Genomic DNA, 24,040 nt, shown 5'->3' on the forward strand with positions numbered 1-24,040 from the left:
GGCCCCATGACCACGATGGAACCAGTCGACTCGCTGGTGTTCGAAGATGTTCCGTAGTGTGGGAAGGGGTTTGTGACCTTCGTTGTCATTGCGAGAGGATCGTGAGTGTGAACGATCAAAAACTACGGGTCGGGGTTGTCGGGCTGGGCTTCGCCGGGCGGACGGCGCTGGAGGCGTTCTCCGAGTTGCCGGACGTCGAGGTGGTGGCGCTGGCCGGGCTGGAGAAGGACCTCCTGACCAGCCTCGGTGAGAAGCACGGCGTACCGCATCTCTACGAGAAGTGGGAGGACCTGCTCGAGACCGAGGGACTGGAAGCGGTCAGCATCGGTACGCCGACGCAGCTGCACGCCCCGATCGCGCTGAAGGCACTGGAGATGGGCCTGCACGTGCTGTCCGAGAAGCCGCTGGCCCGGACGGTGGCCGAGGGCGCCGCGATGGTCGAGGCCTCGAAGCAGGCCGGCCGGGTGCTCAAGGTGGTCTTCAACCACCGCGAGCGTGGCGACGTCGCGGCGCTGAAGCACCAGATCGACGAGGGCCGGCTGGGCCGGATCTACTACGCGAAGGCCCACTGGATGCGCCGCAACGGCATCCCGGGCATGGGCGGCTGGTTCACCAACCGCGAGCTGTCCGGCGGCGGCCCGCTGATCGACCTGGGTGTGCACATCCTCGATCTCGCGCTGCACCTGCTGGGCGAGCCGCAGGTGACCACGGTCTCGGCGAACACGTTCGCCGAGCTCGGTCCGCGCGGCAAGGGCAGTGTGAGCAGCCCGGAGCGGCCGACGGTCGACACGCTCGGTTCGAAGTTCGAGGTCGAGGACCTCGCCACGGCGTACCTGCGGCTGCAGGGCGGCGGGGCGCTGCAGCTGGAGACGAGCTGGGCCACCTTCCGGGCGCCGGGCGACAACTTCGGCATCGAGCTGTTCGGCACCGAGGGCGGCGCCAAGATCGAGGTACAGAACTACACCACCGTCGACACGCTGCGGATCTTCACCGACGTCGCCGGCGTACCGGCCGAGGTGAAACCGGCCACCGGGCCCGGGCTCGGCCACCGCGCGGTGGTGCGGGAGTTCGTCAAGATCGTCCGGAGCGGCGACTGGGCCGCTCACAACGGGTCCGAGGCGCTGCTGCGGACCGAGGTCATCGACGCCTGCTACGCCTCGGCGAAGGCGGGACGAGAGGTTGTGCTGCATGACTGATCCGATTCGCGTCACCGTCTGGGGCGAGAACGTGCACGAGGGCCGCGACGAGTCCGTGCGCAAGATCTACCCCGACACGATGCACGAGACGATCGCCGCGGCGCTGCGCGCCAAGCTCGGCGAGGATGTGGCCGTCCGGACGGCGTGGCTGCAGCAGCCCGAGCACGGTCTCACCGAGGAGGTGCTCGCCGAGACCGACGTGCTCACCTGGTGGGGTCACGCGGCGCACGGCGACGTCGACGACGCGATCGTCGAGCGGGTGCAGCGGCACGTGCTGTCCGGGATGGGCCTGATCGCGCTGCACTCGGCGCACTTCAGCAAGATCTTCATCCGGCTGATGGGCACCACCTGCTCGCTGGACTGGCGGGCCGAGAACGACCGCGAGCTGATCTGGACGGTCGCGGCCGGGCACCCGATCGCGCAGGGCATCCCGCACCCGCTGGTGATCGAGCGGGAGGAGATGTACGGCGAGCTGTTCGACATCCCGCAGCCCGACGAGCTGGTGTTCGTCAGCTCCTTCACCGGTGGCGAGGTGTTCCGCTCCGGCTGCTGCTACCGCCGCGGCCAGGGCCGGGTCTTCTACTTCCGGCCGGGTGACCAGGAGTTCCCGACCTACCACCAGCCGGAGGTCCAGCAGATCATCGCCAACGCGGCCAGGTGGGCGGCCCCGAGCAGCCCCCGCCAGCTGCCCCAGGTGCACCACCGCAAGGACATCGGCTGGTTCCAGAAGGCCTGAAATACACCTTTGCGGCGGGGCCGGATAGGGTCCACGCATGGCTGACGTTGCGGCGATCTTCAAGGCGTACGACGTGCGAGGCGTCGTCCCGGACCAGTTGGACGAGTCGGTGGCCCGGGCGGCCGGCGCCGCGTTCGTCGAGGTCCTGGACGTTCTCGGTGGCCCGGGGGCGGTCGTGGTCGGTTACGACATGCGGCCGTCCAGCCCGGGACTGGCGGCCGCGTTCGCCGAAGGCGTGACCAGCACCGGCGCGGACGTGATCGACATCGGCCTGGCCTCGACCGACCTGCTGTACTTCGCCTCCGGCCGGCTCGACCTGCCCGGCGCCATGTTCACCGCCAGCCACAACCCGGCGCAGTACAACGGCATCAAGATGTGCCGTGCCGGCGCCGCGCCGGTCGGCTCGGACTCGGGTCTGCGCGACATCGCCGACCTGGTCGCCAAGACCCTGACCGAAGGCCCGGCGACCGTCGCCACTCCGGGCCATGTCCGGCAGAAGGACCTGCTCACCGCGTACGCCGACCACCTGCACGACCTCGTCGACCTGAGCGGGATCCGCCCGCTCACCGTGGTCGTCGACGCCGGCAACGGCATGGGCGGCCACACCGTCCCGGCCGTGTTCGCCACCGGCCCGGTCACGATCGTCCCGCTGTACTTCGAGCTGGACGGCAACTTCCCGAACCACGAGGCCAACCCGTTGGACCCGAAGAACCTGGTCGACCTGCAGGCCAAGGTGCGCGAGGTCGGCGCCGACCTCGGCCTGGCCTTCGACGGCGACGCGGACCGCTGCTTCGTGATCGACGAGTTGGGCGACCCGATCTCGCCGAGTGCGATCACCGGCGCGGTCGCGGTTCGCGAGCTGGCCAAGCACCCGGGCTCGGCGGTCATCCACAACCTGATCACCTCCAAGGCCGTGCCGGAGTTGATCACCGAGCACGGCGGGACGCCGATCCGGTCCCGGGTCGGGCACTCGTACATCAAGCAGAAGATGGCCGAGACCGACGCGGTGTTCGGCGGCGAGCACTCCGCGCACTACTACTTCCGGGACTTCTGGCGGGCCGACACCGGCATGCTGGCCGCACTGCACGTGCTGGCCGCGCTCGGTGAGCAGGACAAGCCGGCCAGCGAGCTGTTCGCCGAGTACGAGCGGTACGTCGCGTCCGGCGAGCTGAACAACAAGGTCGACGACGCCGCGGCCACCGTGGCGGCCATTGAAGATACATATGCTGATGTCGACGGCATGACCGTTGACCACCTGGACGGTCTGACCGTGTCGGCGGGACAGTGGTGGTTCAACGTCCGTGCGTCGAACACGGAACCGCTGCTGCGGCTGAACGTCGAGGCCGCGGACCGCGCCACGATGGAACGCGTCCGCGATGAAGTACTGGCCCTGATCACCGGTGCATCGGTGGAGGAGAACTGAATGGCAGTCAATCTGGACCCGGACCTGCTGAGCATCCTGGTCTGCCCGAAGTGCCGGTCGGAGTTCCGCGTGGACGACGAGGCGAACGAGCTGGTCTGCACCAACACCGCCTGCGCGCTGGCCTACCCGGTCCGCGACGACATCCCGGTGCTGCTGATCGACGAGGCGCGGGACACCCGGGCAGAGCAGTCCGAGACCACGGACAACTGATGAGCGTCTTCGACGACACGCGGCTGGACGACCCGGCCTCGCTCCGGGCGGCCGACCACCTGCTCCGCCGGCTGGCGATGGCCGGGGCCCGGGTCCGGGCCGAGCTGGAAGCGGCCGCGGACGTGCTGTCCAAGCTGGAGTCCGACGGCTTCCGCCCGCGGGCCGTCGTTGCCGCCGGCCGCGACGCCCGCCTGGTCCGGGCCGTGCTCGAGCCGGTGTGCCCGGTGCCGTTCCTCGCCTGGCCTGGTCCCGGTCTACCCGGATGGGCCGGTCCGCTGGACCTGGTGATCGTCCTGAGTGGCGTCTCCGAGGACTCGGACGCGGTGTCGGCCGCCGGCGAGGCAGCACGACGGGGTTGTGGCCTGATGGTGGCAACGCCGGCTGACTCGCCCGTCGCGATCGCGTCAGCCGGTCTGCGGCACGCCATCCGGTTGCCGTCCCAGTCCGATGACCAGTTGGCCTCGGCTGTCGCCGTACTGCAGGCTCTCCATCAAATGGACCTCGGTCCGGAGGTGGACCACAAGGCGGTCGCGGCGCTGCTGGACGAGGTGGCGATCGAGTGCTCGCCTAACAACGACGTGGCGTCCAACCCGGCCAAGGACTTGGCGTTGGTGCTGGCGGACGCTTTGCCGCTGGTGTGGGGTGGCTCTGTCCTGGCCGCGCGTGCTGCCCGCCGTGTGGTCGAGGCCTTCCGGCTGGCGAGTGGCCGGCCCGCTCTGGCCGCCGACGCCGGTCACCTGCTGCCGGTGCTCAACCAGCCGCCGCGGGACCTGTTCGCGGACCCCTTCGACAAGCCGGCGGAGCTGCGGCCGGCCCTGGTCATCCTGGATGACGGTGTGGACGACCCAGGCGTCGCCGAGCACCGCCGCAAGCTGGAGTCCAAGGCGGAGGCTCACGACGTGCGGGTGAACGTCGTGACCCAGGCCGACGGCACCGACATCGCCAGGTACGCCGCTCTGACCCAGCACGGCCGCTATGCCGCGGCGTACCTGGGTCTCGGCCTCGGCCGCTACGGCGCCGCCGGCGACATGGACCCTGTCGAACCGGGGAATCCCTCGGAGGACCCAGCGTGGTAGTGCGGCTGCAGAACACCATCCGGGACTACGCCTGGGGGTCGCGGACCGCGATCCCCGAGCTGACCGGGGTGGAGCCGGACGGCAAGCCCCAGGCCGAGCTGTGGATGGGTGCGCACGAGTCCGCGCCGTCCGTGCTCCCGTCCGGCGACTCCCTGTACGACGTGGTGTCCGCCGGGCCGAGCGACGTACTGGGGGAGGAGACGGCCGAGCGGTTCGAGGGCCGGTTCCCGTTCCTGGCCAAGTTGCTGGCGGCCGCGCAGCCGTTGTCGATCCAGGCACACCCGTCGCGGGAGCAGGCGATCGACGGGTACGCGCGGGACGAGGCGGACGGGATCCCGCGGGACGCGGACGACCGGAACTACAAGGACGCGTGGCCGAAGCCGGAGATCCTGATCGCGCTCGAGCCGTTCGACGCGCTGGTCGGGTTCCGGCCGCTCGAGGCGACCGTGGCGTTGCTGGACGCGCTGCAGCCGATCGGGTTCGAGGAGCTCACCGACCTGCTCCGGGACGGGAAGCTCCGCGAGGCGTTCACGCAGTTCATGAGCAGCGACCGGGATTCCATCCGCCCACTGGTCGCGGCCCTGGCGGAGGCTTGCACGAGCTATGCGGGCGAGGCCTTCGCGCTGGAGCGGGAGACGATGACGCGACTGTGCGAGGACTTCCCGGACGATCCCGGCGTACTGGCGGCCCTGCTGCTGAACCGGGTGCGCCTGGAGCGTTTCGAGGCGGTGTACCTGCCGGCCGGGAACGTGCACGCGTATCTGCGGGGACTCGGGTTCGAAGTGATGGCGAACTCGGACAACGTCCTGCGGGGTGGGCTGACCAGCAAGCACGTCGACGTACCGGAGTTGGTGTCGGTGGTCGACTTCGACCCGCTCGCCGATCCGGTGCTGACCGCGACGCCGGTGGCCGACGGGGTGTCGGCGTACGAGACCGGATGTGAGTACTTCGCTGTCCACCGGGTCGATCTGGACAATGACGAGCGGACGATCGACGGCGTCGGGCCGCGGATGATCTGCTGCGTCGCGGGGACTGTCGATGCTCTGGGCAAAGACTCCGCTGTGACGTTGTCCGCCGGTCAGTCCGCGTTCGCCACGGGACCCGAAGGACCCTGTATCTTGCGTGGTTCCGGCACGGCGTTCGTCGTGTCCGCGCGCTGATTTCGTACGGAGGACCTGGAGAACATGGCTGGTGGCGGTAACAAGGCCGTGGTGGCGGCATTGCTGGCGAACACCGGGATCGCCGTCACCAAGTTCGCCGCCTGGGCTCTGACCCAGTCGGCCTCGATGCTGGCCGAGGCGATCCACTCGCTCGCCGACGCCGGCAACCAGGTGCTGCTGCTGGTCGGCAGCAAGCGGGCTCAGCGGGAAGCCGACGACCTGCACCAGTTCGGGTTCGGCCGGGAGCGGTACGTCTACTCGTTCATCGTGGCGATCGTGCTGTTCAGCGTCGGTGGTCTGTTCGCGCTGTACGAGGGCTACCACAAGGTGCACGATCCGCACGGGATCGACAACTGGAAGTGGGTCCCGATCGCTGTGCTGCTGATCGCGATCGTGATGGAGTCAGTGTCGTTCCGGACGGCGATCACGGAATCGAACAAGCTGCGCGGCCACGTGTCCTGGATCAGGTTCGTCCGGAACGCCCGGGCGCCGGAGTTGCCGGTGATCCTGCTGGAGGACTTCGCCGCGCTTACCGGTCTGGTGCTGGCGCTGATCGGTGTCACCCTGACCCTTGTCACCGGCAACGGTGTGTTCGACGGCCTGGGCTCGATGGCGATCGGCGCGCTGCTGGTCTGTGTGGCGATCTTCCTCGCAATCGAGATGAAGTCGCTGCTGCTCGGCGAGTCCGCGACCCGGGAGGCCCAGCAGAGGATCGTCGACGCGATCGAGAACACTGCCGGTGTGCAGCGGCTGATCCACATCAAGACCCTGCACCTCGGCCCCGAAGAGGTGCTGATCGCGGCCAAGATCGGCGTCGCGCCGACCACCGACGCGGCCGTCGTCGCCGAGACCATCGATGCGGCCGAGCGCGCCATCCGCGCCGCCGAACCGATGTCGGTGCACATCTACCTCGAGCCGGACGTCTACCACGAGAACTACGTCGCCGACGAGCGCCCTGCCGTCCCCGAGGCGCCCTCGCACTGACCCTCAGCCCGAGAGCTTCTTCGCCAAGCGTTCCTGGTTCGGCCACCTGACGTCGTACGCCCAGCCGAACCGCTCGAACCACTTGATCAGCCAGGCGTTGATGTCGACCTGGCCCCTGAGGACGCCGTGGCGTGCGCAGGTGGGGTCGGCGTGGTGGAGGTTGTGCCAGGACTCGCCCTGGCTCAGGATGGCGAGCCACCAGACGTTCCCCGACCTGTCACGGGCCTCGAACGGCTTCTTGCCGGTGACATGGCAGATCGAGTTGATCGAGAACGTGACGTGGTGCATCAGGGCGATGCGGACCAGGGTGGCCCAGAAGAACGCGGTCGCGGCGCCGTGCCACGACCTGTCCCACAGCCCGCCGATGAGCGCGGGCGCGAGCAGGGAGATCGCCGCCAGTCCGCGGAAGTGCCGCGAGATCGTTGCCATGTCGCGGTCGTTCATCAGGTCTGGCGCGTACTGCTTGGGGTCGGCGCGATCCTCCCCCCAGAGCACCCACCCGGCATGGGCGAACACGAACCCCTTGGTCACCGCCCAGGCGGTGGTGCCGTAGCGCCAGGGCGAGTGCGGATCTCCCTCACGGTCGGAGAACTTGTGGTGTTTGCGGTGGTCGGCCACCCAGCGGACGACCGGTCCTTCGAGCGCCAGGCTGCCGGCGATCGCGAGTCCGATCTTGAGGCCACGCTTGCTCTTGAAGGAACCGTGGGTGAACCCGCGGTGGTAGCCGGCGCCGATGCCGGTGGTCGTGATCACGTAGAACACGACCAGGAGGACGATGTCGCGCCAGCTGATCCAGCCGCCCCAGGCGAAGAAGATCCCCGGCAGTAGCGCGAGCGTGGGTACGACGATGAACACCCAGATCAGCCCGCGCTCGAGCTTGCCGCCCACGGCTTGGAATTCGCCCGGGGGCGAACTGTCGGAACCTGGCGCTGCAGTCATGGTCGACATCCCGGCTGTACTTCGTCGGGTGCGCCGAGGACTGGGGCCGCACCGCCCTTGGATTCAATGGAGCGTAGTTCGAACGATACCGCCGATCCGTGGGTTCAGCGCGGTCTGGGCGGGAGAACGCCCGAGCGGCCGAGCCAGCGCAGGGCGCGATCGCGGTCGATCTCGGACTGGGTGGGTGGGGCGGTGAGGCGGCCGGTGCGGTAGCCGAGGTTACGGACGTCGGCGGCGACGGACGGTTCGGCCAGGGCTCTGAGTGCGAACGCCAGCGCGGCCGGGGTCACGTCGTACCGGCGTTCGAGATCCAGGGCGAGCTGGACGGCGGCCAGGTCGCGGTCGTCGTACTGGCGTTGTGCGGTGTGCCCGGCGCGTGAGCGCGGCAGCAGGCCGAGGGCCTCCCGGTAGCGCAGCATGCGCGGGGTAGTGCCCAGTCGGCGCGCGGCCTCGGTGATGCGCATACGGCAATCTTGACATTTCAGTGTCAAAATCACCTCCCCCGCGATCAAACCGCCTGGCTCGGCCCTCTAGGCTCTGGCAAGCAGGAAGCAATCACAGTCTTCAGGGGAGCGGGAACCGGTATGACGTTCGACTACAAGGTGGCGGACCTCGGCCTGGCCGAGTTCGGGCGCAAGGAGATCCGGCTGGCCGAGCACGAGATGCCCGGCCTGATGGCGATGCGGGCCCAGTACGGCGAGAGCAAGCCGCTGGCGGGCGCGAAGATCATGGGCTCGCTGCACATGACGATCCAGACCGCGGTGCTGATCGAGACGCTGGTGGCGCTCGGCGCCGACGTGCGCTGGGTGTCCTGCAACATCTTCTCCACCCAGGACCACGCCGCCGCCGCGGTCGTCGTCGGCCCGACCGGGTCGGCCGAGAACCCCGCCGGGGTGCCGGTCTTCGCCTGGAAGGGCGAGACGCTGGACGAGTACTGGTGGTGCACCGAGCAGGCGCTCAAGTGGCCCGGTGCTGACGGCCCGAACATGATCCTCGACGACGGTGGCGACGCCACCATGCTCGTCCACAAGGGCACCGAGTTCGAGAAGGCCGGTGTCGTGCCGGACCCGTCGACCGCGGACTCCGAGGAGTACGGCGTCGTCCTGAAGCTGCTGACCCGCACGCTGCGGGAGGACCCGCAGCTGTGGACGACCATCGGCCAGGGCATCAAGGGTGTCACCGAGGAGACCACGACCGGCGTGCACCGGCTGTACGAGATGCACAAGGCCGGCGCGCTGCTGTTCCCGGCGATCAACGTGAACGACTCGGTGACCAAGTCGAAGTTCGACAACAAGTACGGCTGCCGGCACTCGCTGATCGACGGCATCAACCGGGCCACCGACGTACTGATCGGCGGCAAGGTCGCGGTCGTCTGCGGGTACGGCGACGTCGGCAAGGGCTGCGCGGAGTCGCTGCGGGGCCAGGGCGCGCGGGTGATCGTGACCGAGATCGACCCGATCTGCGCGCTGCAGGCCGCGATGGACGGCTACCAGGTGACCACGCTCGACGACGTGGTCGGGATCGCCGACATCTTCGTCACCACGACCGGCAACAAGGACGTCATCACCTCCGACCACATGGCGGCGATGAAGCACCAGGCGATCGTCGGCAACATCGGCCACTTCGACAACGAGATCGACATGGCCGGGCTGTACAAGGTCCCGGGCATCGAGCGGGTCAACATCAAGCCGCAGGTCGACGAGTTCCGGTTCGCCGACGGGCACACGATCATCATCCTGTCCGAGGGCCGCCTGCTGAACCTGGGCAACGCGACCGGGCACCCGTCGTTCGTGATGTCGAACTCCTTCACCAACCAGGTGCTCGCGCAGATCGAGCTCTTCGTGAAGACGGCCGACTACCCGACCGACGTGTACGTTCTGCCCAAGCACCTCGACGAGATGGTCGCCCGCCTGCACCTGGACGCCCTGGGCGTGAAGCTAACCGAGCTCAGCAAGGAACAGGCCGCCTACCTCGGCGTCCCCGTCGAAGGCCCCTACAAGGCCGAGCACTACCGCTACTGATCCCCCCACAGCAAGCGCCCCACCGTTCTCGGTGGGGCGCTTCGCTTTACAGCTCGTTGCTGCCTGGGGCGGCCCAGCCTTGGGGATTGAGGGTGGCGGGGCGCGGGTCGACGTACGGCGGTGGTGCGGTGAACGGTCCCGGGACCGGGACGGCGGGCGCCGGGAGAGCGCCGTACGGGGTCGGTGGGGCGAAGGGGCCTGGAGGGATGGCGTAGGACGGGGCGTGGAGCGGGCGTCGGGTGGCCAGGCGGTTGAGTTCTCGGCGGCGGCGTTCGGCCAGTACGGCGGAGAGGTAGGCCGGCGCGATCAGCGGGACCGGTGGGGCGGGCGCGGTGACGACAGCCATGCGGGAGGCCAGGGCGTCGCCCAGGGCCGTCCGGGCGTCGGGCTGGAGTTCGGTGTAGCGGGCGAGGTAGTCGCGGGAGGCGTTGGCGAGGTCGTCGGAGAGGCGGGACAGTTCCAGGGACTGGGCCCACCGGACCAGGTGGCCGGGGACGAAGAGTGGGGGTGACGCCATCGGCTGGTGGCGTTCGCGGATCACGACTGTGCCCGAGACCATGTCGCCGAAGCGCTTGCCCTGCTTGTTCATCAGGCTCGCCACGATCCCCGGGCAGGCCGCGAACCAGGGCGCGAAGTCGACGAAGAACCACAGCAGCGACCGCACCAGCGCCTGCCGGAACCGGATCGAACTCCCGTCGTCGCGGACCACCTTCAGGCCGAGCACCATCTTGCCCAGCGTGCGGCCGCGGGTCAGCGTCTCCATCACCACGCGGTAGCCGATCACGACGAGCAGGACGACGATGAAGATCAAGGCGGCCGCGAGCGCCTCACTCGCCTGCCCACCGATCAGGAAGCCGGCCAGCAGCGAGATCAGGACGACCAGCACGATGCCCTGCAGCACCACGTCGATCGCGCACGCCAGCGCCCTCGTCGGCATCCGGGCGATCCGCACCTGGAGGACAACTGCTTCTCCGGTTACCAGCTGAGACACTTCTGTCGCCCCCCTCAAGGTCAGACACCGTGTCGGGCTAGTCTGCCAGCGCAGAGAGCCAGTCAGTGGAGGAGGTGCGCTTGTGGACGTCGAGGCGTTTGTGTCGGTGCACCAGCCGCAGTGGGACCGGCTGGCCTACCTGACCCGCCGCCAGCGCCGCCTGTCCGGTGCCGAGGCGGAGGAACTCGTCACGCTCTACCAGCGCGTCGGCACCCACCTGGCCGCGCTCAGAGCCGCAGGTGCGGACCCGGTCTCCATCGGACGCCTCTCCGGCCTCATCGCCGACGCGCGTGGTGCCGTGACCGGTGCACAGGCTCCCGTCTGGCGTGACATCTCGAAGTACTTCCTGGTGAGCTTCCCAGCCGCCCTCTACGCGTCCAGACGCTGGTGGCTCACCATCGGACTGCTGTTCTACCTGGTCGCGGCCTGGGCGGCCTGGCGGATCCTCGTCCACCCGGACGTGGTGGACTCGATCGCAACGCCGGCGCAGATCCAGCAACTGGTCGACCACGACTTCCAGTCCTACTACTCGGAGAACCCGGCCCAGGACTTCGCCCTCCGGGTGTGGATCAACAACGCCACGCTGAGTGCCGCCGTACTCGCGCTCGGCATCCTGCTGATCCCGTCGATCTTCATCCTCTGGGACAACGCGCTCAACCTGGGCGTCAGCGCCGGACTGATGATCAGTCACGACAAGGGCGGCCTGTTCTTCAGCCTGATCACGCCGCACGGCCTGCTCGAGCTGACCGCCGTGTTCGTCGCGACCGCGGCCGGGCTCCGGCTCGGCTGGGCCTGGGTCGCGCCCGGCGCGCGCACCCGGATGCAGGCCCTCGCCCAGACCGGCCGCGCCACGGTCGGTATGGCGATCGGCCTGGCCGCCGTACTCCTGGTCACCGGCCTGATCGAAGCGTTTGTCACACCGTTCCTGCCCGGTCCGGTCCGGATCGCGATCGGCATCCTCGCCGAGGTCGCGTTCTTCGTGTACGTCTGGACCCTCGGCCGCCGCGCCGCCCGCGCCGGTGAGTACGGCGACATCGACCCGGCCGACCGGGAAGCCACGGCCCCGGTCTCCGCATAGAGCGTTTCGGCTCTGGGCACCGGATCTGGAGTGAGCAGCCAAAGCAACACCGCCAATGAGGTCAGATACAGTCGTTGGTACGGCATCGCGATCACCGTCGGGCTGATCGCGTACGGCGTCGTCTACCTGCTGATCGCCTGGATCGCCCTGCAACTCGCCTGGGGCAAGTCCTCGCAGGAGGCATCGCAACAAGGCGCTCTCCAGGAACTGGCCGACAAGCCGTTCGGAGACGTCCTGCTCTGGATCGTCGCGATCGGGCTGTTCGCGCTGGTGATCTGGCGGGCCATCGAGCTCGCCTACGGTCACCTGGACCTCGAGAAGAAGGTGTCGTCGATCGGGCGCGGACTGGTCTACCTCGTCCTCGGCATCAGCGCAGTGAAGGTCGCGCTCGGGTCCACTGGTTCGAGCACCAGTCAGCAGGAGTCACTCAGCGCAAGGCTGATGGCGAACGGACCGGGCCGGGTGCTGGTCGTCGTGATCGGTCTGGTCATCATCGGCGTCGGTGTCCGCGACATCTACAAGGCGATCACGAAGAAGTTCACCGAGGATCTGACCGGTGGGGTCTCGGAGACGACGATCCTGCTCGGCCGGATCGGCTACGCCTCGAAGGGGGTCGCGTTCATCGTCGTCGGCGCCCTGTTCGGCTGGGCGGCGATCGCCTACGACCCGAAGAAGGCCGGCGGCCTGGACACCGCGCTCCGCACGATCAAGGACCAGCCCTTCGGTTCCGTCCTGCTCACCATCCTCGCTCTCGGTATCGCCGCCTTCGGCGTGTACGCCTTCGTCTGGTCCCGCAACGCCCGCCGCTAACCGACCGGTATGTCCCGCCGCCGCAGCCCCACCAGACCGGCGATTCCCAGTACGGCGGCGATCGCGAGGAGCGCGATCAGCGGACCCGCTGACGTGGCCCCGCCCGGGAGTTGCGGCAGATGGCTGAACGGCGAGATACCCCGCACCCAGTCGTCCAACTGCATGCCGCCACTGACGAGTCCGATCAGCAGGCAGATCGCCGGCCCTGCCCACGCGACCGGTGACAGGCGCGGAAACAGCCCAAAGAGGGCGATGGCGATCGCGGCCAGCACCCATACGGCCGGCAGTTGCGCCAGTGACGCACCGATCAGCCGCGGAAGTTGTCCGCCCACGTCGCCGATCGCCAAGCCGTAGGCGATGCCCTCGGCCACACCTGCGGCGAGCAGAGCCAGCGCCGGACCCAGCAGGCTGAAGGCCAGGTGGCTCCCGGCCCACCGCAGCCGGCTCGTCGCGGTCGCGAGTACCGGCTCGGCCCGTCCACTCGCCTCCTCGGTGCGCAACCGCAGCGTCGCCTGGACAGCGTACGCCGACGCGATCAGCCCGACGATCGTCATCACTCCGGCGAAGTACGAATCGATCAGCCCGGCCGCGCCACCGAGCCGCTGGAACACCTCCCGCACGGAGGGATCGTCGCGCATCATGTCGCCCACGCCCTTGGCCACGCCGCCGAACAGCAAGCCCAGCAAGGCGAATCCGACTGTCCACGCCGCCAGCAGCCCGCGATGCAGCCGCCACGCGAGCGCCAGCGGCGATCCGAGCCGCCCCTCCGCCGGACCGAGCCTGGCCGGCAACAGTCCCGCGCCGACATCCCGCCGTACCGACAGATAGAGGGCAACGGCAACGAGTACGACGGTTGCCGCGAGCACCAGAATGGCGAGCCACCACCGGTTGGCGCCGTACGGATGGATCCGTTGGGCCCAGGCGATCGGGGAGAGCCAGGCCAGCCAGGCCAGCGGTCCGTCCGTGTGCGCGCTGGTGTCACCGGCGGCCCGCAGGACGTACGCCGCACCGAGCACGCTGATCGCGATACCCCGCGCGGTCCCGGCGCTCGCGGTCAGCTGGGCGGCCACCGCGCCGACGGCCGCGAACATCCACCCGGTGCCGGCGAATTCGATGCCGAGGGCAATGGATCCGGCCGTGGGAAGATCCTGACTGTGCATGCCGAAGGCAAGCAGTACGCCGAGCACCAGATTCGCGCCGAACGTCGCCAGCAGCGCCGCGGCCAACTGCGCGTGCCGGCCGACGACACTCGCCCCGAGCAGCTCGCGCCGACCGGTCTCCTCCTCGACCCGGGTGTGCCGGATCACCGTAAGCAGGCTGATCAGCCCGATCATGACCGGGACGAAGCCCAGTCGCCAGGTGACGAACTCACCCAGGCTGGTCCCGGACAGTTCGCCGTACAAGGTGATGAAGCCGGCGTTGCTCGCATACTTCAGTCTCGACTCCGGCGTCGGGAACAGATCGCCGTACGTCTGCACGTAGCTGATCGATATCGCGCACAGCAGCACGATCCACAGCGGCAGCACGATCCGGTCGCGGCGCAGGATCAGCCTGATCAGCCCGCCGGTCCCTGCAAGAGTCTTCATCGCGAAACCGCCTCCGGCTCGTACAGCCGCAGGAACAACTCCTCCAGCGACGGCGGCTGACTGACCAGACTCCGTACGCCGATCTCGGTGAGCCGGCGGAGCACCGGGTTGAGCTCGTCCGTGTCGACGTCGAACCGCACCCGCCCGTCGTCCACCCGCAGATCGTGTACGCCGTCCAGCTGAGCCAGACCGTCCATGGTTCCGACCAGCTCCGCCTGGATCGACGTACGAGTCAGGTGCCGCAGCTCGGACAGCGTGCCACTCTCGACGGCCCGGCCGGCGCGGATGATCGTGACCCGGTCGCAGAGCGCCTCGACCTCGGACAGGATGTGGCTGGACAGCAGGACCGTCCGGCCGTCGCGCTCGCTCACCTCCTGGACGACCTCGCGGAAGACCTCCTCCATCAACGGGTCCAGCCCCGAGGTGGGCTCGTCGAGGAGCAGCAGCTCGACATCGGAGGCCAGCGCGGCGACCAGCGCCACCTTCTGACGGTTGCCCTTGGAGTAGGCGCGGGCCTTCTTGCGCGGATCGAGATCGAAGCGGTCGAGCAGGTCGGCCTTGCGCTTCCTGTCCACGCCGCCGCGCATCCGGCCGAGCAGGTCGATCGCTTCGCCACCGGACAGGTTCGGCCACAGCGTCACGTCGCCGGGCACGTAGGCGAGTCGCCGGTGCAGGTCGGTCGCATCGGACCACGGATCGCCGTCCAGCACGCGTGCGGTGCCCGCTGTCGCCCGGGTCATCCCGAGCAGGATCCGGATCGTGGTGGTCTTTCCCGCGCCGTTCGGGCCGAGGAATCCGTGCACCTCCCCGGTGTGCACCGTGAGGTCGAGACCGTCCAGGGCGCGCGTCCGCCCGAACGTCTTGACCAGACCTTCCGTGCTGATCGCAGCCGGCATGATCACTTCTCCTCAGAGCGCTTGCGTAGTTGTTCTGCCTGTTCCGGCGTGACCAGCGGGATGGTGAAGACCTCCATCAGTCCCTGGCCGATCCGGGCATACCCCGCCGGTGAGGTGATGTCCTCGCCCAGCGCCTTCGAGACCTGGTCACGGAACACGAAGACGCTCAGCTTGATCGCGGCCAGCGCGGCCGCGTAGGCCCGCCGGTCGCTGGGCTCGATGCCGTAACTGGTGCTCCACTGCTCGACCGCGTCGACGGCGTCGAGGAACAGTGCGGTCGCGGTCTCCGAGCCGTCCATCATCGAGCGGACCAGGTAGAGCTGCAGCGGGAAGACGCGCGGGTGCAGCGCCGCCGGGTCGAGGCCGGCCACTCCGTCCTGGCCGGTGAGCTCCGCACCGATCTCGGTCATCCGCTCCCGCGCGTACTGGTCGCAGGCGTCCCGCAGGGCTTCCTTGGAACCGAAGTGGTGGCGGACCAGGCCGGACGAGACGCCGGCCTCGGCGGCGATGTCGCGGATCGACGCACCCTCGATGCCCCGCTCACCGAACAGCTTGATCGCCGCGTCCCGGATCCGGGCCCGCGCGGTCAGGTCGTCGACCGGTCGATCCATCGTCAGCTCCTCTCGCTACACACAAGAGCAAACTACTACACGATCGTGTAGTCAAGTGGACAGAAGATCACTGATCACTCCCGATCCTCCTGGCAGCGGGCGATCCCCAGGTCGCCTGCCACCTCGTCCCGGCTGTCGCCACCACCTGACCCCGCGGCACACCGCCGTACGACCTCTGCCCGCCGAGCCGCCACGGGCCAACCCCAACCGAGGGGATAACCACCGAGTTGGAGGGTTGCCCACTCGGAATCTGAGAGGGCAACCCTCCATGTCGGGGGGCAACCCCTGACGTTGCGCCGCTCCCTTCGGCCATCGAGGCGGGTGGGTGGTTCTTCATGCCGTTGACAATAGTTCCGTGTACGGTTAACTATTGCGGCATGGTGGAAGATCAGGTGGGTCGGTTCTTCGAGGTGCTGGCTGATCCGACCCGGCGGCAGGTGGTGAAGCTGCTGGGGGAGGGGCCGCGGCGGGCCGGGCAGCTGGCGGCCGCGACCGGAGCCTCGTCGCCGGCGATGAGCCGGCATCTGCGGATCCTGCTGGCGGCCGGGCTGGTCGCCGACGAGCGGGTCCCCGACGACGCCCGGGTCCGGGTCTTCCGGCTCAACCCCGAGCCCGTGGTCGCGGTGCAGGCCTGGCTCGACCAGGTGCAGGCGCACTGGCGCGAGCAGCTGGGCTCGTTCAAACGACACGTCGAGCAGAAGGAGTCGTCATGACCGAACGATCCGCCACCGCATCCGTCGAGGTCGCGTCCGACCCGGCCACCGCGTTCCAGGTGTTCACCGAGGAGATCGACCTGTGGTGGGTGCGGAACCCGATCAACTTCTGGGACTCCGGCCGGGTGACCGCGATGCGGATCGAGCCCGGCGTCGGTGGCCGGGTCCTCGAGGTGTACTCCGGCGACGATGCGCTCGAGCTCGCGACGATCACCGAGTGGGAGCCCGGCGCCCGGCTCGGCTACCGCAGTTCGGTCGACGACACCGAGACCCGGATCGACTTCGCCGCCGTCGACGGCGGTACGCGCGTCACCGTCGTACAGTCCCTGGTCCGCGACGACGGCAAGGCGTTCTACTTCTGGCCGCGCGTCATCCGGTGGATCCCGGCCTGGGTCGCCCGCCGCTCCACCGCGCCGCGCACCCCGCGCGAGCTCGACCGCCTCACGATCGCCTTGTCGTACGACGATCCGTCCGCCGCGGCCCGCTGGCTGCACACCGTCTTCGGCCTCGACTCGTGGGACAGCATCCCCGCCGAGGGCGACAACCCTTCGTGGATCGAGCTCAACGTCGGCTCAGCCGCCGTACTCCTCGTCAAGCGCACCGACCCGCGCCCCACCACGACTGACCACAACGTCTGGGTGTACGTCGACGACCTCGACGCCCACTTCGCCCAAGCCCAGGCGGGCGGCGCCAAGATCCTCACCGAGATCCACCACTACGGCTATACCAGCTACGAAGCCGAAGACCTCGAAGGCCACCACTGGACCTTCGCCCAAGCCCGGCCCACGATGGCGTGATCGAACACTCCCTCACCGGCGGCCGCATCACCCAAGGCGTCGTCCGGGTCGGCGACACGGTGCGCCGCCCAGCCTCCGCGAGATCTGCCTTCACGCGCGACCTGCTGCAACTGCTGGATCGGCGAGGCTTCGACGCAGCGCCGCGTTACCTGGGTCGGGACGACGAGAGCCGAGACATCCTCATCTACCTCGACGGGTGGGCCCCGGCGAAGTTCCAGCGCTGGGCCGACCACCAGGTGGCAGCGGTCGGCGTACTGCTCCGAGCCTTCCACGACGCCACCCACGGAACCTCCCTCGCCGCCCACCACGACGTGGTCTGCCACCACGATCCCGGCCCGACCAACGTCGTCTTCCGCGACGGCGTCCCCGCGGCCCTCATCGACTTCGACACCGCCGAGCCCGGGAGCCGCCTGGAAGACATCGGGTACGCCGCCTGGACCTGGTGCATCGCCTCGAAGTACGACGACGCCGACCGGCAGGCCGAGCAGGTCCGAATCCTCGTAGACGCCTACGGTCTCAACGGACCGCAGCGTCACGCGGTCGTCGACGCCACGCTGGAACAGCAGACCCGCAACGCCCGCTTCTGGACCGAGGCGGCCGTCGAGGTGTCAGACCGGCACCGAGCCGACCGCATCACCTGGTCGAGGCGTGAGCACGCCTTCACGACGGCCAACCGGGAGGTGTTCGAGCGAGCGCTGGATTAGAGGATCCGCGCGTGGGTAGGCGGGGGCGATCGGGGCTTTCGTCGATGACCTGACTGGCCCTCCCGGTCGGCTACGTTGTCCCCGGCAACGACCTGGGGAGATGCAGCTGATGAGGACGAAGGCACCACCCATCGCGATGGCGATCGGCGTGATCGGTCTGGTCGTGATGACATGGTTGCTCTTCAACCATCCCGCGCACACCGCGGAGTCCGCCGACGTGACGACGCACTGCATTGCGGTGATCGGCACCGACCCGGGAGTCGAGCCGTCACCGGAGCCCGGGATCGGTGCGCACTGGGACAAGCCCGAGAAGCCGATCGACACCGACTGCCAACTGCAGCGCAACCGCAGGGTCGGGTACGCCGTCCTGATCGGAGTCCTGTCCGGCACAACACTCGCCGCCGCCGCGCCGTATACCTTCCGCCCCAAGGCGTGAGCCGGTGGACGAGGCCGTCCCGCTGACCGGCGGCAGACTCACCCAGGGCGTCGTCCGCATCGGAGACACGATCCAGGCCCAACCAACGTCGTCTTCCGCGACGGCGTCCGGCTCGTCTGACCGAGGTGCTGGGTTTGAGCTGGCCTGCTGGGCGTTGACGAGCGGGACCGCCGGGGTCGCGGACAGGGATTGGGGATCGTGGACCTGACATCGGGTGTCCCAGGTCTCCAGGTGGTGTCCAAGGTTGCGAGTCGTGCGCCGGCCTGATCACCGGACAGCCGCATCAGTCCAGTCACCGGCCGTGGGGTGCAGGTGGGGACGGGTAGTGGTGCAGCTGGACAGGAGGTGTCGGCTCGGGTCCGGTCCTGCCGGCCGGCTTCACGCCTGAGCACGCCGGCGGACCATCGCCGGTGGACAGACACCTCCTGTCCAGCTGCACACCACCAGCACAAGAGCCCGGCGTCCCCCTGTTAGAGGCGGCCGGCCTTCTTGAGGGATAGGTAGGTGTCGGCCAGGGCGGGGGCGATCTGGTCGGGGTTCTCGTCGACGACGGTGGCGCCGGCTCGGGTGAGGATGGCGGTGACGCGTTCGCGGTCGAGGCGGGTGCGGGCGGCTGAGGCGGCGGCGTACACCTCGGGGAGATCGGTGCGGGTGGACTCGAGTTCGGTGAGTCGGGGGTCGGCGACCGACGCGAGGACTACGACGTGGCGACGCAACAACGGGCCGATTACCGGCAACAACGACTCCTCGATGACGGCTGGGTCGAGGCCGGTGAGGAGGACGATGAGGGACCGTTGGCCGAGGCGCTCGAGGACCTGGGAGACGACGATCCGGAAGTCGGTCTGGACGAGCTCGGCCTCGACGTTCGCCAGTGCGTTCACGAACGACGGCAGGACGTCTTGAGGAGCAGGACGTCGTACGTCGGCCCGCACCGCGGAATCGCAAGCCAGTAAGGAAACCCGGTCACCCGCCCGCGTCGCCAACGCAGCCAGCAACAACGCGGCGTCCATCGCATGGTCCAACCGCGGCGCATCCCCGACCCGCCCCGCGGACATCCGCCCGGAGTCGATCACGATGGCAACCTGCCGATCGCGCTCCGGCCGCCACGTCCGCAGTACGACGTTGCCGCGCCGGGCCGTCGCCCGCCAGTCGATGCTGCGTACGTCGTCACCCGGCACATAGTCACGCAACGAGTCGAACTCCGTGCCCTGCCCCCGCACCAGCAGCGCCGTACGCCCGTCCAGCTCCCGCAGCCGCGCCAACCGCGACGGCAAGTGCTTGCGACTCTTGAACGGCGGCAGCGCCCGCACAGTCCACGGCACCCGGTGCGATCCCTGCCGACCGGCGAACCCGAGCGGACCGATCGCCCGGATCGTCACCCGCTCCGCGCGCCGATCACCACGCCGCGTCGGCACCAGATGCGTCACCAGCCGCCGCCGCTCACCAGCAGGCAGGTCCAGCTTGTGCGGCGGATCCAGTACGCCGGCCGACGGCGGCCACGCGTCCCGCAACAACCCGCGCACCCGCCGACCCGGATTCGCGACCAGCAACTGAACCACAGCCTGCTCACCGAGCCGTACGGCGTTGTCGCCCTCACGACTCAACTGCAGCCGTCGCGGCGACCCGGCCAGCAGAATGTCGACCACACACACCACCAGCACGACCGCGACCACCACACCGACGCCGCTCCAGCTAGGCATCACCAGAGCGACGAAGATGACACCGGCGGCGGCCAACAGACCGGCCCGGCCCGTGAGAACCATCAGCGTGGTACCGGCACCGTGGCCAGCACGCTCTCCAGCACCGCATCGGCGCTGACGCCCTCGAGTTCGGCCTCGGGCCGCACCTGCACTCGATGCCGAAGGCAAGGACGTGCCATCGCCTTCACATCGTCCGGGATCACGTAGTCACGGCCCGACAACCACGCCCACGCCCGGGACACCGCCAGCAAGGCGGTCGCGCCGCGCGGCGACACCCCGAGCTGCAGCGACGGAGACTGCCGCGTCGCCCGGCAGAGGTCCACCACGTACGCCAGCACGTCCTCCCGCACGGCAACCCGTCGTACGGCGTTCTGTCCGGCCAGCAGGTCCTCCGGCCCGGCCACCGGCCGCAGCCCGGCCGCCTCCAGGTCCCGCGGGTCGAAACCCTGGGCATGCCGAGCCAGTACGGCGATCTCCGCATCGCGCGGCGGGATGTCGAGCGTCACCTTCAGCAGGAAGCGGTCGAGCTGGGCCTCCGGCAACGGATAGGTGCCTTCGTACTCGATCGGGTTCTGGGTGGCGGCGACCACGAACGGCACCGGCAGTTTGCGCGGTTCGCCGTCCACGGTGACCTGTCGCTCCTCCATCGCCTCCAGCAACGCCGCCTGGGTCTTCGGGGGAGTCCGGTTGATCTCGTCGGCCAGCAGGATGTTCGTGAACACAGGGCCCGGCCGGAACTCGAACTCGCTGGTCTTCGCGTCGTACACGAGCGATCCGGTGACGTCACCCGGCATCAGGTCCGGCGTGAACTGCACGCGCTTGGTGTTCAGCCGCATGGCCGTCGACAACGCGCGCACCATCAGGGTCTTCGCCGTACCGGGCACGCCCTCCAGGAGCACGTGGCCGCGGCAGAGCAGGGCGAGCACCAGTGCGGTCACCGCGGTGTCCTGACCGACCACCGCCTTGCCGATCTCGGTCCGCAGCGCAACCAGCGCCTGCCTGGCCTGGTCAGCGCTGATCTCGGTAGTGGTCACGGGGCCTCCCGGCGTGGACTGAGGAGCGTAAGGAGCGAAGCGACTGAAGCGACGAGGGAACGCCGGGAGCCAAGGCCCCGGGACCCCCGCGCCGGAGGCGCGGCCATATGCACCGTCACGGGTGTCGTACCTCCTGCGTCAGAACGTCGAGTTCATGGGACAAAGACATCAGAGCGGCATCACTGAGTGGTGCAAGGCCGTAGAGGAGCTCGTACAGCATGGCCGGGTCTCGACCGGTGCGAGCAGCCACGGTCGCCACAACCGCCGAAGGATCGGCCCGCCGGGGGATGCCATGAGCCTTGTGCAGCTTGCCGAGCGCGGACTCGCGCAGTGCCGCCGCGGCACGGTCCCGAGCTCGTGAGCGCCGATAGAGCCGCGCCCTGCCTTCAGTGGTCTCCGCGGCGTGCACGATGACCGGCAGCCGTTCTGCAATGACCGGACCGAGCCGACGCCCGCGCCAGATCGCGACGACCAGTACGGCGAACGCCAGCGCCCAGCCGATGTAGCGGACGTCCGGCGGAACCAGCGGGGGACCGCCCGAGTCCTCGTCGTCGAAGCCACTGGACTCCCACTGCGGCAGATACCAGGTCAGGTCCTGGTGCGTGCCGAGCAGATCGAGCGCCAGCGCGGCATTGCCGTCGTCAGCGAGCTCCGCATTGGTGAAGGTGCGCGGAGTGCCCACGACATCGACGATCCGGTTATCCGACTCCACCCGGATCACCGTGTTGTTGATGCCGTCGCCGTAGCACCTCTGTGCACCGTCGGGAGCGGAGTACGTCGACCCGCTGACAGTCGCCGTACCCGCCTTCACCGCGGCCGGCAGATCGCAGCCCGGCCGGCGACTGCTCGACGACAGGATCTGACCGGTGTCCAGGACACCCGGTGCGAGGACTTCCAAGGCCCGTGTACCAGGGCGGATCAGGATGAGGTGACTCCACCGCGCATCCGCGATCCGTTGCCAGTCAGAGCGATCCAGCGACCCGTCCGGGCCGATGACGAGCGCCTTGCCGTCCCCAGGTTGCACCGCGTCGTCCAGGACCTCGGTGCTGTGCACATCGACGCTGTGGTTCTTCAGCAGCGTCGCCAGCGCACGTGCGCCGTCCGACTCTGTGGAGTCCGGGCTGAACGGTCCCGACGTCCGTGCGGTGGTGGCGATCATGACGACGATGGCGATCAGCACGATGGCGCCGGTGACGAGCAGCGGTGTCCGCAGTACTCGCCAGCTCTCCCCGGCGCTCCGCCCGACCGGCGTACTCATACGGCCACCCGAGCAGTCCGCGCCGCGTCGTCGGCGGCCACGACAGCGGTGTACCGCTCGGGAGTCCCGGGACGGTTGCCGTAGACAACCTCAGTGAATGCGAGCGCCGCCGGCTGCAGAGACCCCCGCAGTGCCGGAGCGCTGCGGCCCGCGTCCGCGACCACCTCGTACGCCGTCCGGCCGGCGCGCTCGTCCAGGATGGTGCGTTCGGTCAGCTCGGAGACGCAGGCCCGGAAGCGACTGCGGATCGCGAGCGCGTAGTCGCCGGATGCCGCCTCGCGCTCCGACTGGGCGCGGTACTCGGCCGCCGTCCGGGGTTTGGCCGTGTCGAACACCGCCTGCGGCGTCCGGTGACTGGTGCGCAGTACGCCGGCCCGCCACAGCACCACGATGACGACGAGCACGAGCAGACCGATCAGCATGGCCAGACCGGCGTGCCCGTTCGGGGAGGAGCCGGTGAGGCTGTCCAGCAGGTCGCCGATCCACTGCAGGACCTTGGCGATCGCCTTCCCGACGATCGAGCCCCCGGACTCCCGGTACGCCGACTTGGACAGCTCCTTGGCCGCCTCCTGGGCAGCCTGGTCCCGGCCGATGTCGACCGGCGGCTCCTGGAGGAAGATCACGACCCACCTCCGGGCCGGAGCACCGGGCGCATCCACAGGTCGAGGCCTTCCCGGCGTACCCGGAGATCCAGGTAGATCAGGGCCTGGACGGCGGACAGGAACGCCAGGCTGGCGACCAGCGTCAGCACGGTCGCGATCCCGGCGGCCGCACCGAGCGCGATCGCGACCGCCGTCGCACCGCTGCCCTCGCTGCTGTCCGCCCACGAACCGACCGTGATCACCAGCGCCGAGATCCCGAACTGCAGGGCGTAACTGACGATGTTCACCACGAGCCCCCCGAACAGCAGGATGCCGAACACCCGCCAGAACTTGCCCCTCACCAGCTGCCAGGACCGTCTCAGCGCACCCCAGATGCCCACTCTGGCAGGGATGTGGAGCCCGAGGTCCGGAGCGTGCCGGCCCTCCATCAGTACGACGGTCCCGGCCAGCACCAGGCGGATGCCGAAGATCACCACGAGCACTCCGCCGACGAGCATCATCGCCACGGCCACCGCACCGGCCGCATCGGAGGAGATCGCCGCGTCCGCGCCGGCTCCGATCCCGAGCACCGCCAGACCCCAGCCGCCGATCAGTAGCGCGAACGACAGCGACTGCACCAGCCCGACCGCGGCAAGTGCGGGCAGTGCCGGCCGGACCAGCCGCAGCAGCTCCCGTGGGCCGACCCGGCGGGCCAGCTGACTCCGTACGGCGGCCAGCGCGATGATCCCGGCCAGCATGCTCGACACCGCGCTGAACAGCACGAGCTGCACGCCGTACGTGAGCAGGAGCGCCGCACCGGCCTGCTGGAACGGCTCATCGGCACCGAAGAACCCACCGAGCCCACCCGGTACGGCGACCTGTGTCAGAGCGGCCTGCACCGCGACCAGGGCGATGGCGGCCAGCACCGGGAGTCCCAGCATGATCGTCTTGTTGTCGGAGATGGTCCGGGCGGCGTTGTCCAGCAGGTCCGCGGGCAGCCAGGGCCGCAACGGCTCCTCCGCCGCCTCCTCGTGCAAACGGATGTCGTCGGCCACTAGCTGCCCTCCCCTCGGCTGAACCGCCGGCTCGAGTCCCGCGTG

Annotated in this window: 25 protein-coding genes; 14 read left to right on the plus strand and 11 right to left on the minus strand. The window is 69.2% G+C overall.

Features of this window, described 5'->3' with window-relative positions; genetic code table 11:
- The first annotated feature begins 101 nt into the window (after nucleotides 1-101).
- From OG558_RS18945 to OG558_RS18975, 7 genes are read left to right on the plus strand one after another with little or no spacing between them, the layout of a single operon-like run.
- Nucleotides 102-1,196, plus strand: a complete 1,095-nt coding sequence (locus OG558_RS18945) for a Gfo/Idh/MocA family protein (RefSeq protein WP_405071440.1) — start codon at nucleotides 102-104, stop codon at nucleotides 1,194-1,196.
- Nucleotides 1,189-1,932 carry a ThuA domain-containing protein gene (locus OG558_RS18950; RefSeq protein ID WP_405071441.1) on the plus strand — a complete coding sequence of 248 codons (744 nt, stop codon included), beginning with the start codon at nucleotides 1,189-1,191 and terminating at the stop codon, nucleotides 1,930-1,932. The genes OG558_RS18945 and OG558_RS18950 overlap by 8 nt, the downstream gene beginning before the upstream one ends.
- 37 nt (nucleotides 1,933-1,969) lie before the next feature.
- Complete coding sequence (locus tag OG558_RS18955; RefSeq protein WP_405071442.1) at nucleotides 1,970-3,355, plus strand: phosphomannomutase/phosphoglucomutase; 1,386 nt, start codon at nucleotides 1,970-1,972, stop codon at nucleotides 3,353-3,355.
- Nucleotides 3,356-3,565, plus strand: a complete 210-nt coding sequence (locus tag OG558_RS18960) for a Trm112 family protein (protein ID WP_405071443.1) — start codon at nucleotides 3,356-3,358, stop codon at nucleotides 3,563-3,565. It begins immediately after the preceding gene.
- Nucleotides 3,565-4,641: an SIS domain-containing protein gene (locus tag OG558_RS18965; protein WP_329484681.1), complete on the plus strand. Its 1,077-nt coding sequence runs from the start codon at nucleotides 3,565-3,567 to the stop codon at nucleotides 4,639-4,641. The genes OG558_RS18960 and OG558_RS18965 overlap by 1 nt, the downstream gene beginning before the upstream one ends.
- Nucleotides 4,635-5,801: a mannose-6-phosphate isomerase, class I gene (manA, locus tag OG558_RS18970; RefSeq protein WP_405071444.1), complete on the plus strand. Its 1,167-nt coding sequence runs from the start codon at nucleotides 4,635-4,637 to the stop codon at nucleotides 5,799-5,801. The genes OG558_RS18965 and manA overlap by 7 nt, the downstream gene beginning before the upstream one ends.
- Nucleotides 5,802-5,825: 24 nt before the next feature.
- Entirely contained in the window at nucleotides 5,826-6,785 is a 960-nt protein-coding gene (locus tag OG558_RS18975) for a cation diffusion facilitator family transporter (protein WP_405071445.1), read from the plus strand.
- Nucleotides 6,786-6,788: 3 nt separating this feature from the next.
- On the opposite strand, the gene OG558_RS18980 is transcribed toward OG558_RS18975, so the two are convergent.
- On the minus strand, nucleotides 6,789-7,724 hold the full coding sequence (locus OG558_RS18980) for an acyl-CoA desaturase (protein WP_405071446.1): 936 nt from the start codon (nucleotides 7,722-7,724) through the stop codon (nucleotides 6,789-6,791).
- 104 nt (nucleotides 7,725-7,828) lie between these two features.
- Nucleotides 7,829-8,188: a MerR family transcriptional regulator gene (locus OG558_RS18985; RefSeq protein ID WP_405071447.1), complete on the minus strand. Its 360-nt coding sequence runs from the start codon at nucleotides 8,186-8,188 to the stop codon at nucleotides 7,829-7,831.
- 120 nt (nucleotides 8,189-8,308) lie between these two features.
- On the opposite strand from OG558_RS18985, the gene ahcY reads away from it, so the two are divergent.
- Complete coding sequence (ahcY, locus tag OG558_RS18990; protein WP_329484685.1) at nucleotides 8,309-9,745, plus strand: adenosylhomocysteinase; 1,437 nt, start codon at nucleotides 8,309-8,311, stop codon at nucleotides 9,743-9,745.
- Between the two features lie 46 nt (nucleotides 9,746-9,791).
- Here the strand turns inward: ahcY and OG558_RS18995 are convergent, their stop codons facing one another.
- A complete protein-coding gene (locus OG558_RS18995; protein ID WP_405071448.1) occupies nucleotides 9,792-10,736 on the minus strand; it encodes an RDD family protein in 945 nt (314 codons plus the stop codon).
- A gap of 82 nt (nucleotides 10,737-10,818) precedes the next feature.
- Between OG558_RS18995 and OG558_RS19000 the strand changes: the two genes are divergently transcribed.
- Together OG558_RS19000 and OG558_RS19005 are read left to right on the plus strand one after the other, a co-directional pair.
- Nucleotides 10,819-11,814 (plus strand): stage II sporulation protein M, encoded by a 996-nt coding sequence (locus OG558_RS19000; protein WP_405071449.1) that lies wholly within the window; start codon nucleotides 10,819-10,821, stop codon nucleotides 11,812-11,814.
- Nucleotides 11,815-11,844: 30 nt separating this feature from the next.
- Nucleotides 11,845-12,624 (plus strand): DUF1206 domain-containing protein, encoded by a 780-nt coding sequence (locus OG558_RS19005; protein ID WP_329484688.1) that lies wholly within the window; start codon nucleotides 11,845-11,847, stop codon nucleotides 12,622-12,624.
- On the opposite strand, the gene OG558_RS19010 is transcribed toward OG558_RS19005, so the two are convergent.
- The 3 genes from OG558_RS19010 to OG558_RS19020 are packed head-to-tail and all read right to left on the minus strand — an operon-like array spanning nucleotide 12,621 to nucleotide 15,717.
- Nucleotides 12,621-14,210: an ABC transporter permease gene (locus tag OG558_RS19010; RefSeq protein WP_405071450.1), complete on the minus strand. Its 1,590-nt coding sequence runs from the start codon at nucleotides 14,208-14,210 to the stop codon at nucleotides 12,621-12,623. The two genes, OG558_RS19005 and OG558_RS19010, sit on opposite strands and share 4 nt — an antisense overlap.
- Nucleotides 14,207-15,106 (minus strand): ATP-binding cassette domain-containing protein, encoded by a 900-nt coding sequence (locus tag OG558_RS19015; protein WP_405071451.1) that lies wholly within the window; start codon nucleotides 15,104-15,106, stop codon nucleotides 14,207-14,209. The genes OG558_RS19010 and OG558_RS19015 overlap by 4 nt, the downstream gene beginning before the upstream one ends.
- A 2-nt stretch (nucleotides 15,107-15,108) precedes the next feature.
- Complete coding sequence (locus OG558_RS19020; protein ID WP_405071452.1) at nucleotides 15,109-15,717, minus strand: TetR/AcrR family transcriptional regulator; 609 nt, start codon at nucleotides 15,715-15,717, stop codon at nucleotides 15,109-15,111.
- Between the two features lie 377 nt (nucleotides 15,718-16,094).
- Here OG558_RS19020 and OG558_RS19025 point away from each other — a divergent pair, with 377 nt between their 5' ends.
- The 4 genes from OG558_RS19025 to OG558_RS19040 all read left to right on the plus strand — a co-directional run bounded on the left by OG558_RS19025 (nucleotide 16,095) and on the right by OG558_RS19040 (nucleotide 18,367).
- The gene (locus tag OG558_RS19025; protein WP_405071453.1) at nucleotides 16,095-16,430 is read left to right on the plus strand and encodes an ArsR/SmtB family transcription factor; all 336 of its coding nucleotides are present in this window, start codon (nucleotides 16,095-16,097) and stop codon (nucleotides 16,428-16,430) included.
- Nucleotides 16,427-17,227 carry a VOC family protein gene (locus OG558_RS19030; protein WP_405071454.1) on the plus strand — a complete coding sequence of 267 codons (801 nt, stop codon included), beginning with the start codon at nucleotides 16,427-16,429 and terminating at the stop codon, nucleotides 17,225-17,227. The genes OG558_RS19025 and OG558_RS19030 overlap by 4 nt, the downstream gene beginning before the upstream one ends.
- Complete coding sequence (locus OG558_RS19035) at nucleotides 17,224-17,931, plus strand: phosphotransferase (RefSeq protein ID WP_405071455.1); 708 nt, start codon at nucleotides 17,224-17,226, stop codon at nucleotides 17,929-17,931. The genes OG558_RS19030 and OG558_RS19035 overlap by 4 nt, the downstream gene beginning before the upstream one ends.
- 109 nt (nucleotides 17,932-18,040) lie before the next feature.
- Nucleotides 18,041-18,367, plus strand: coding sequence for a hypothetical protein (locus OG558_RS19040; RefSeq protein ID WP_405071456.1), 327 nt, complete (start codon nucleotides 18,041-18,043; stop codon nucleotides 18,365-18,367).
- Between the two features lie 470 nt (nucleotides 18,368-18,837).
- Here the strand turns inward: OG558_RS19040 and OG558_RS19045 are convergent, their stop codons facing one another.
- From OG558_RS19045 to OG558_RS19065, 5 genes are all read right to left on the minus strand, one after another.
- Nucleotides 18,838-20,130 (minus strand): DUF58 domain-containing protein, encoded by a 1,293-nt coding sequence (locus OG558_RS19045; protein WP_405071457.1) that lies wholly within the window; start codon nucleotides 20,128-20,130, stop codon nucleotides 18,838-18,840.
- Nucleotides 20,130-21,101, minus strand: a complete 972-nt coding sequence (locus tag OG558_RS19050) for a MoxR family ATPase (RefSeq protein ID WP_329484697.1) — start codon at nucleotides 21,099-21,101, stop codon at nucleotides 20,130-20,132. The genes OG558_RS19045 and OG558_RS19050 overlap by 1 nt, the downstream gene beginning before the upstream one ends.
- 115 nt (nucleotides 21,102-21,216) lie before the next feature.
- Nucleotides 21,217-22,359, minus strand: coding sequence for a DUF4350 domain-containing protein (locus OG558_RS19055; RefSeq protein WP_405071458.1), 1,143 nt, complete (start codon nucleotides 22,357-22,359; stop codon nucleotides 21,217-21,219).
- Nucleotides 22,356-22,982 carry a DUF4129 domain-containing protein gene (locus OG558_RS19060; RefSeq protein WP_405071459.1) on the minus strand — a complete coding sequence of 209 codons (627 nt, stop codon included), beginning with the start codon at nucleotides 22,980-22,982 and terminating at the stop codon, nucleotides 22,356-22,358. Before OG558_RS19060 ends, OG558_RS19055 begins: the two co-directional genes overlap by 4 nt.
- The gene (locus tag OG558_RS19065; RefSeq protein ID WP_405071460.1) at nucleotides 22,979-23,995 is read right to left on the minus strand and encodes a hypothetical protein; all 1,017 of its coding nucleotides are present in this window, start codon (nucleotides 23,993-23,995) and stop codon (nucleotides 22,979-22,981) included. Before OG558_RS19065 ends, OG558_RS19060 begins: the two co-directional genes overlap by 4 nt.
- Between the last annotated feature and the right edge of the window lie 45 nt (nucleotides 23,996-24,040).

It is taken from the genome of Kribbella sp. NBC_01510 (assembly GCF_045040325.1).
GTDB lineage: Bacteria > Actinomycetota > Actinomycetes > Propionibacteriales > Kribbellaceae > Kribbella.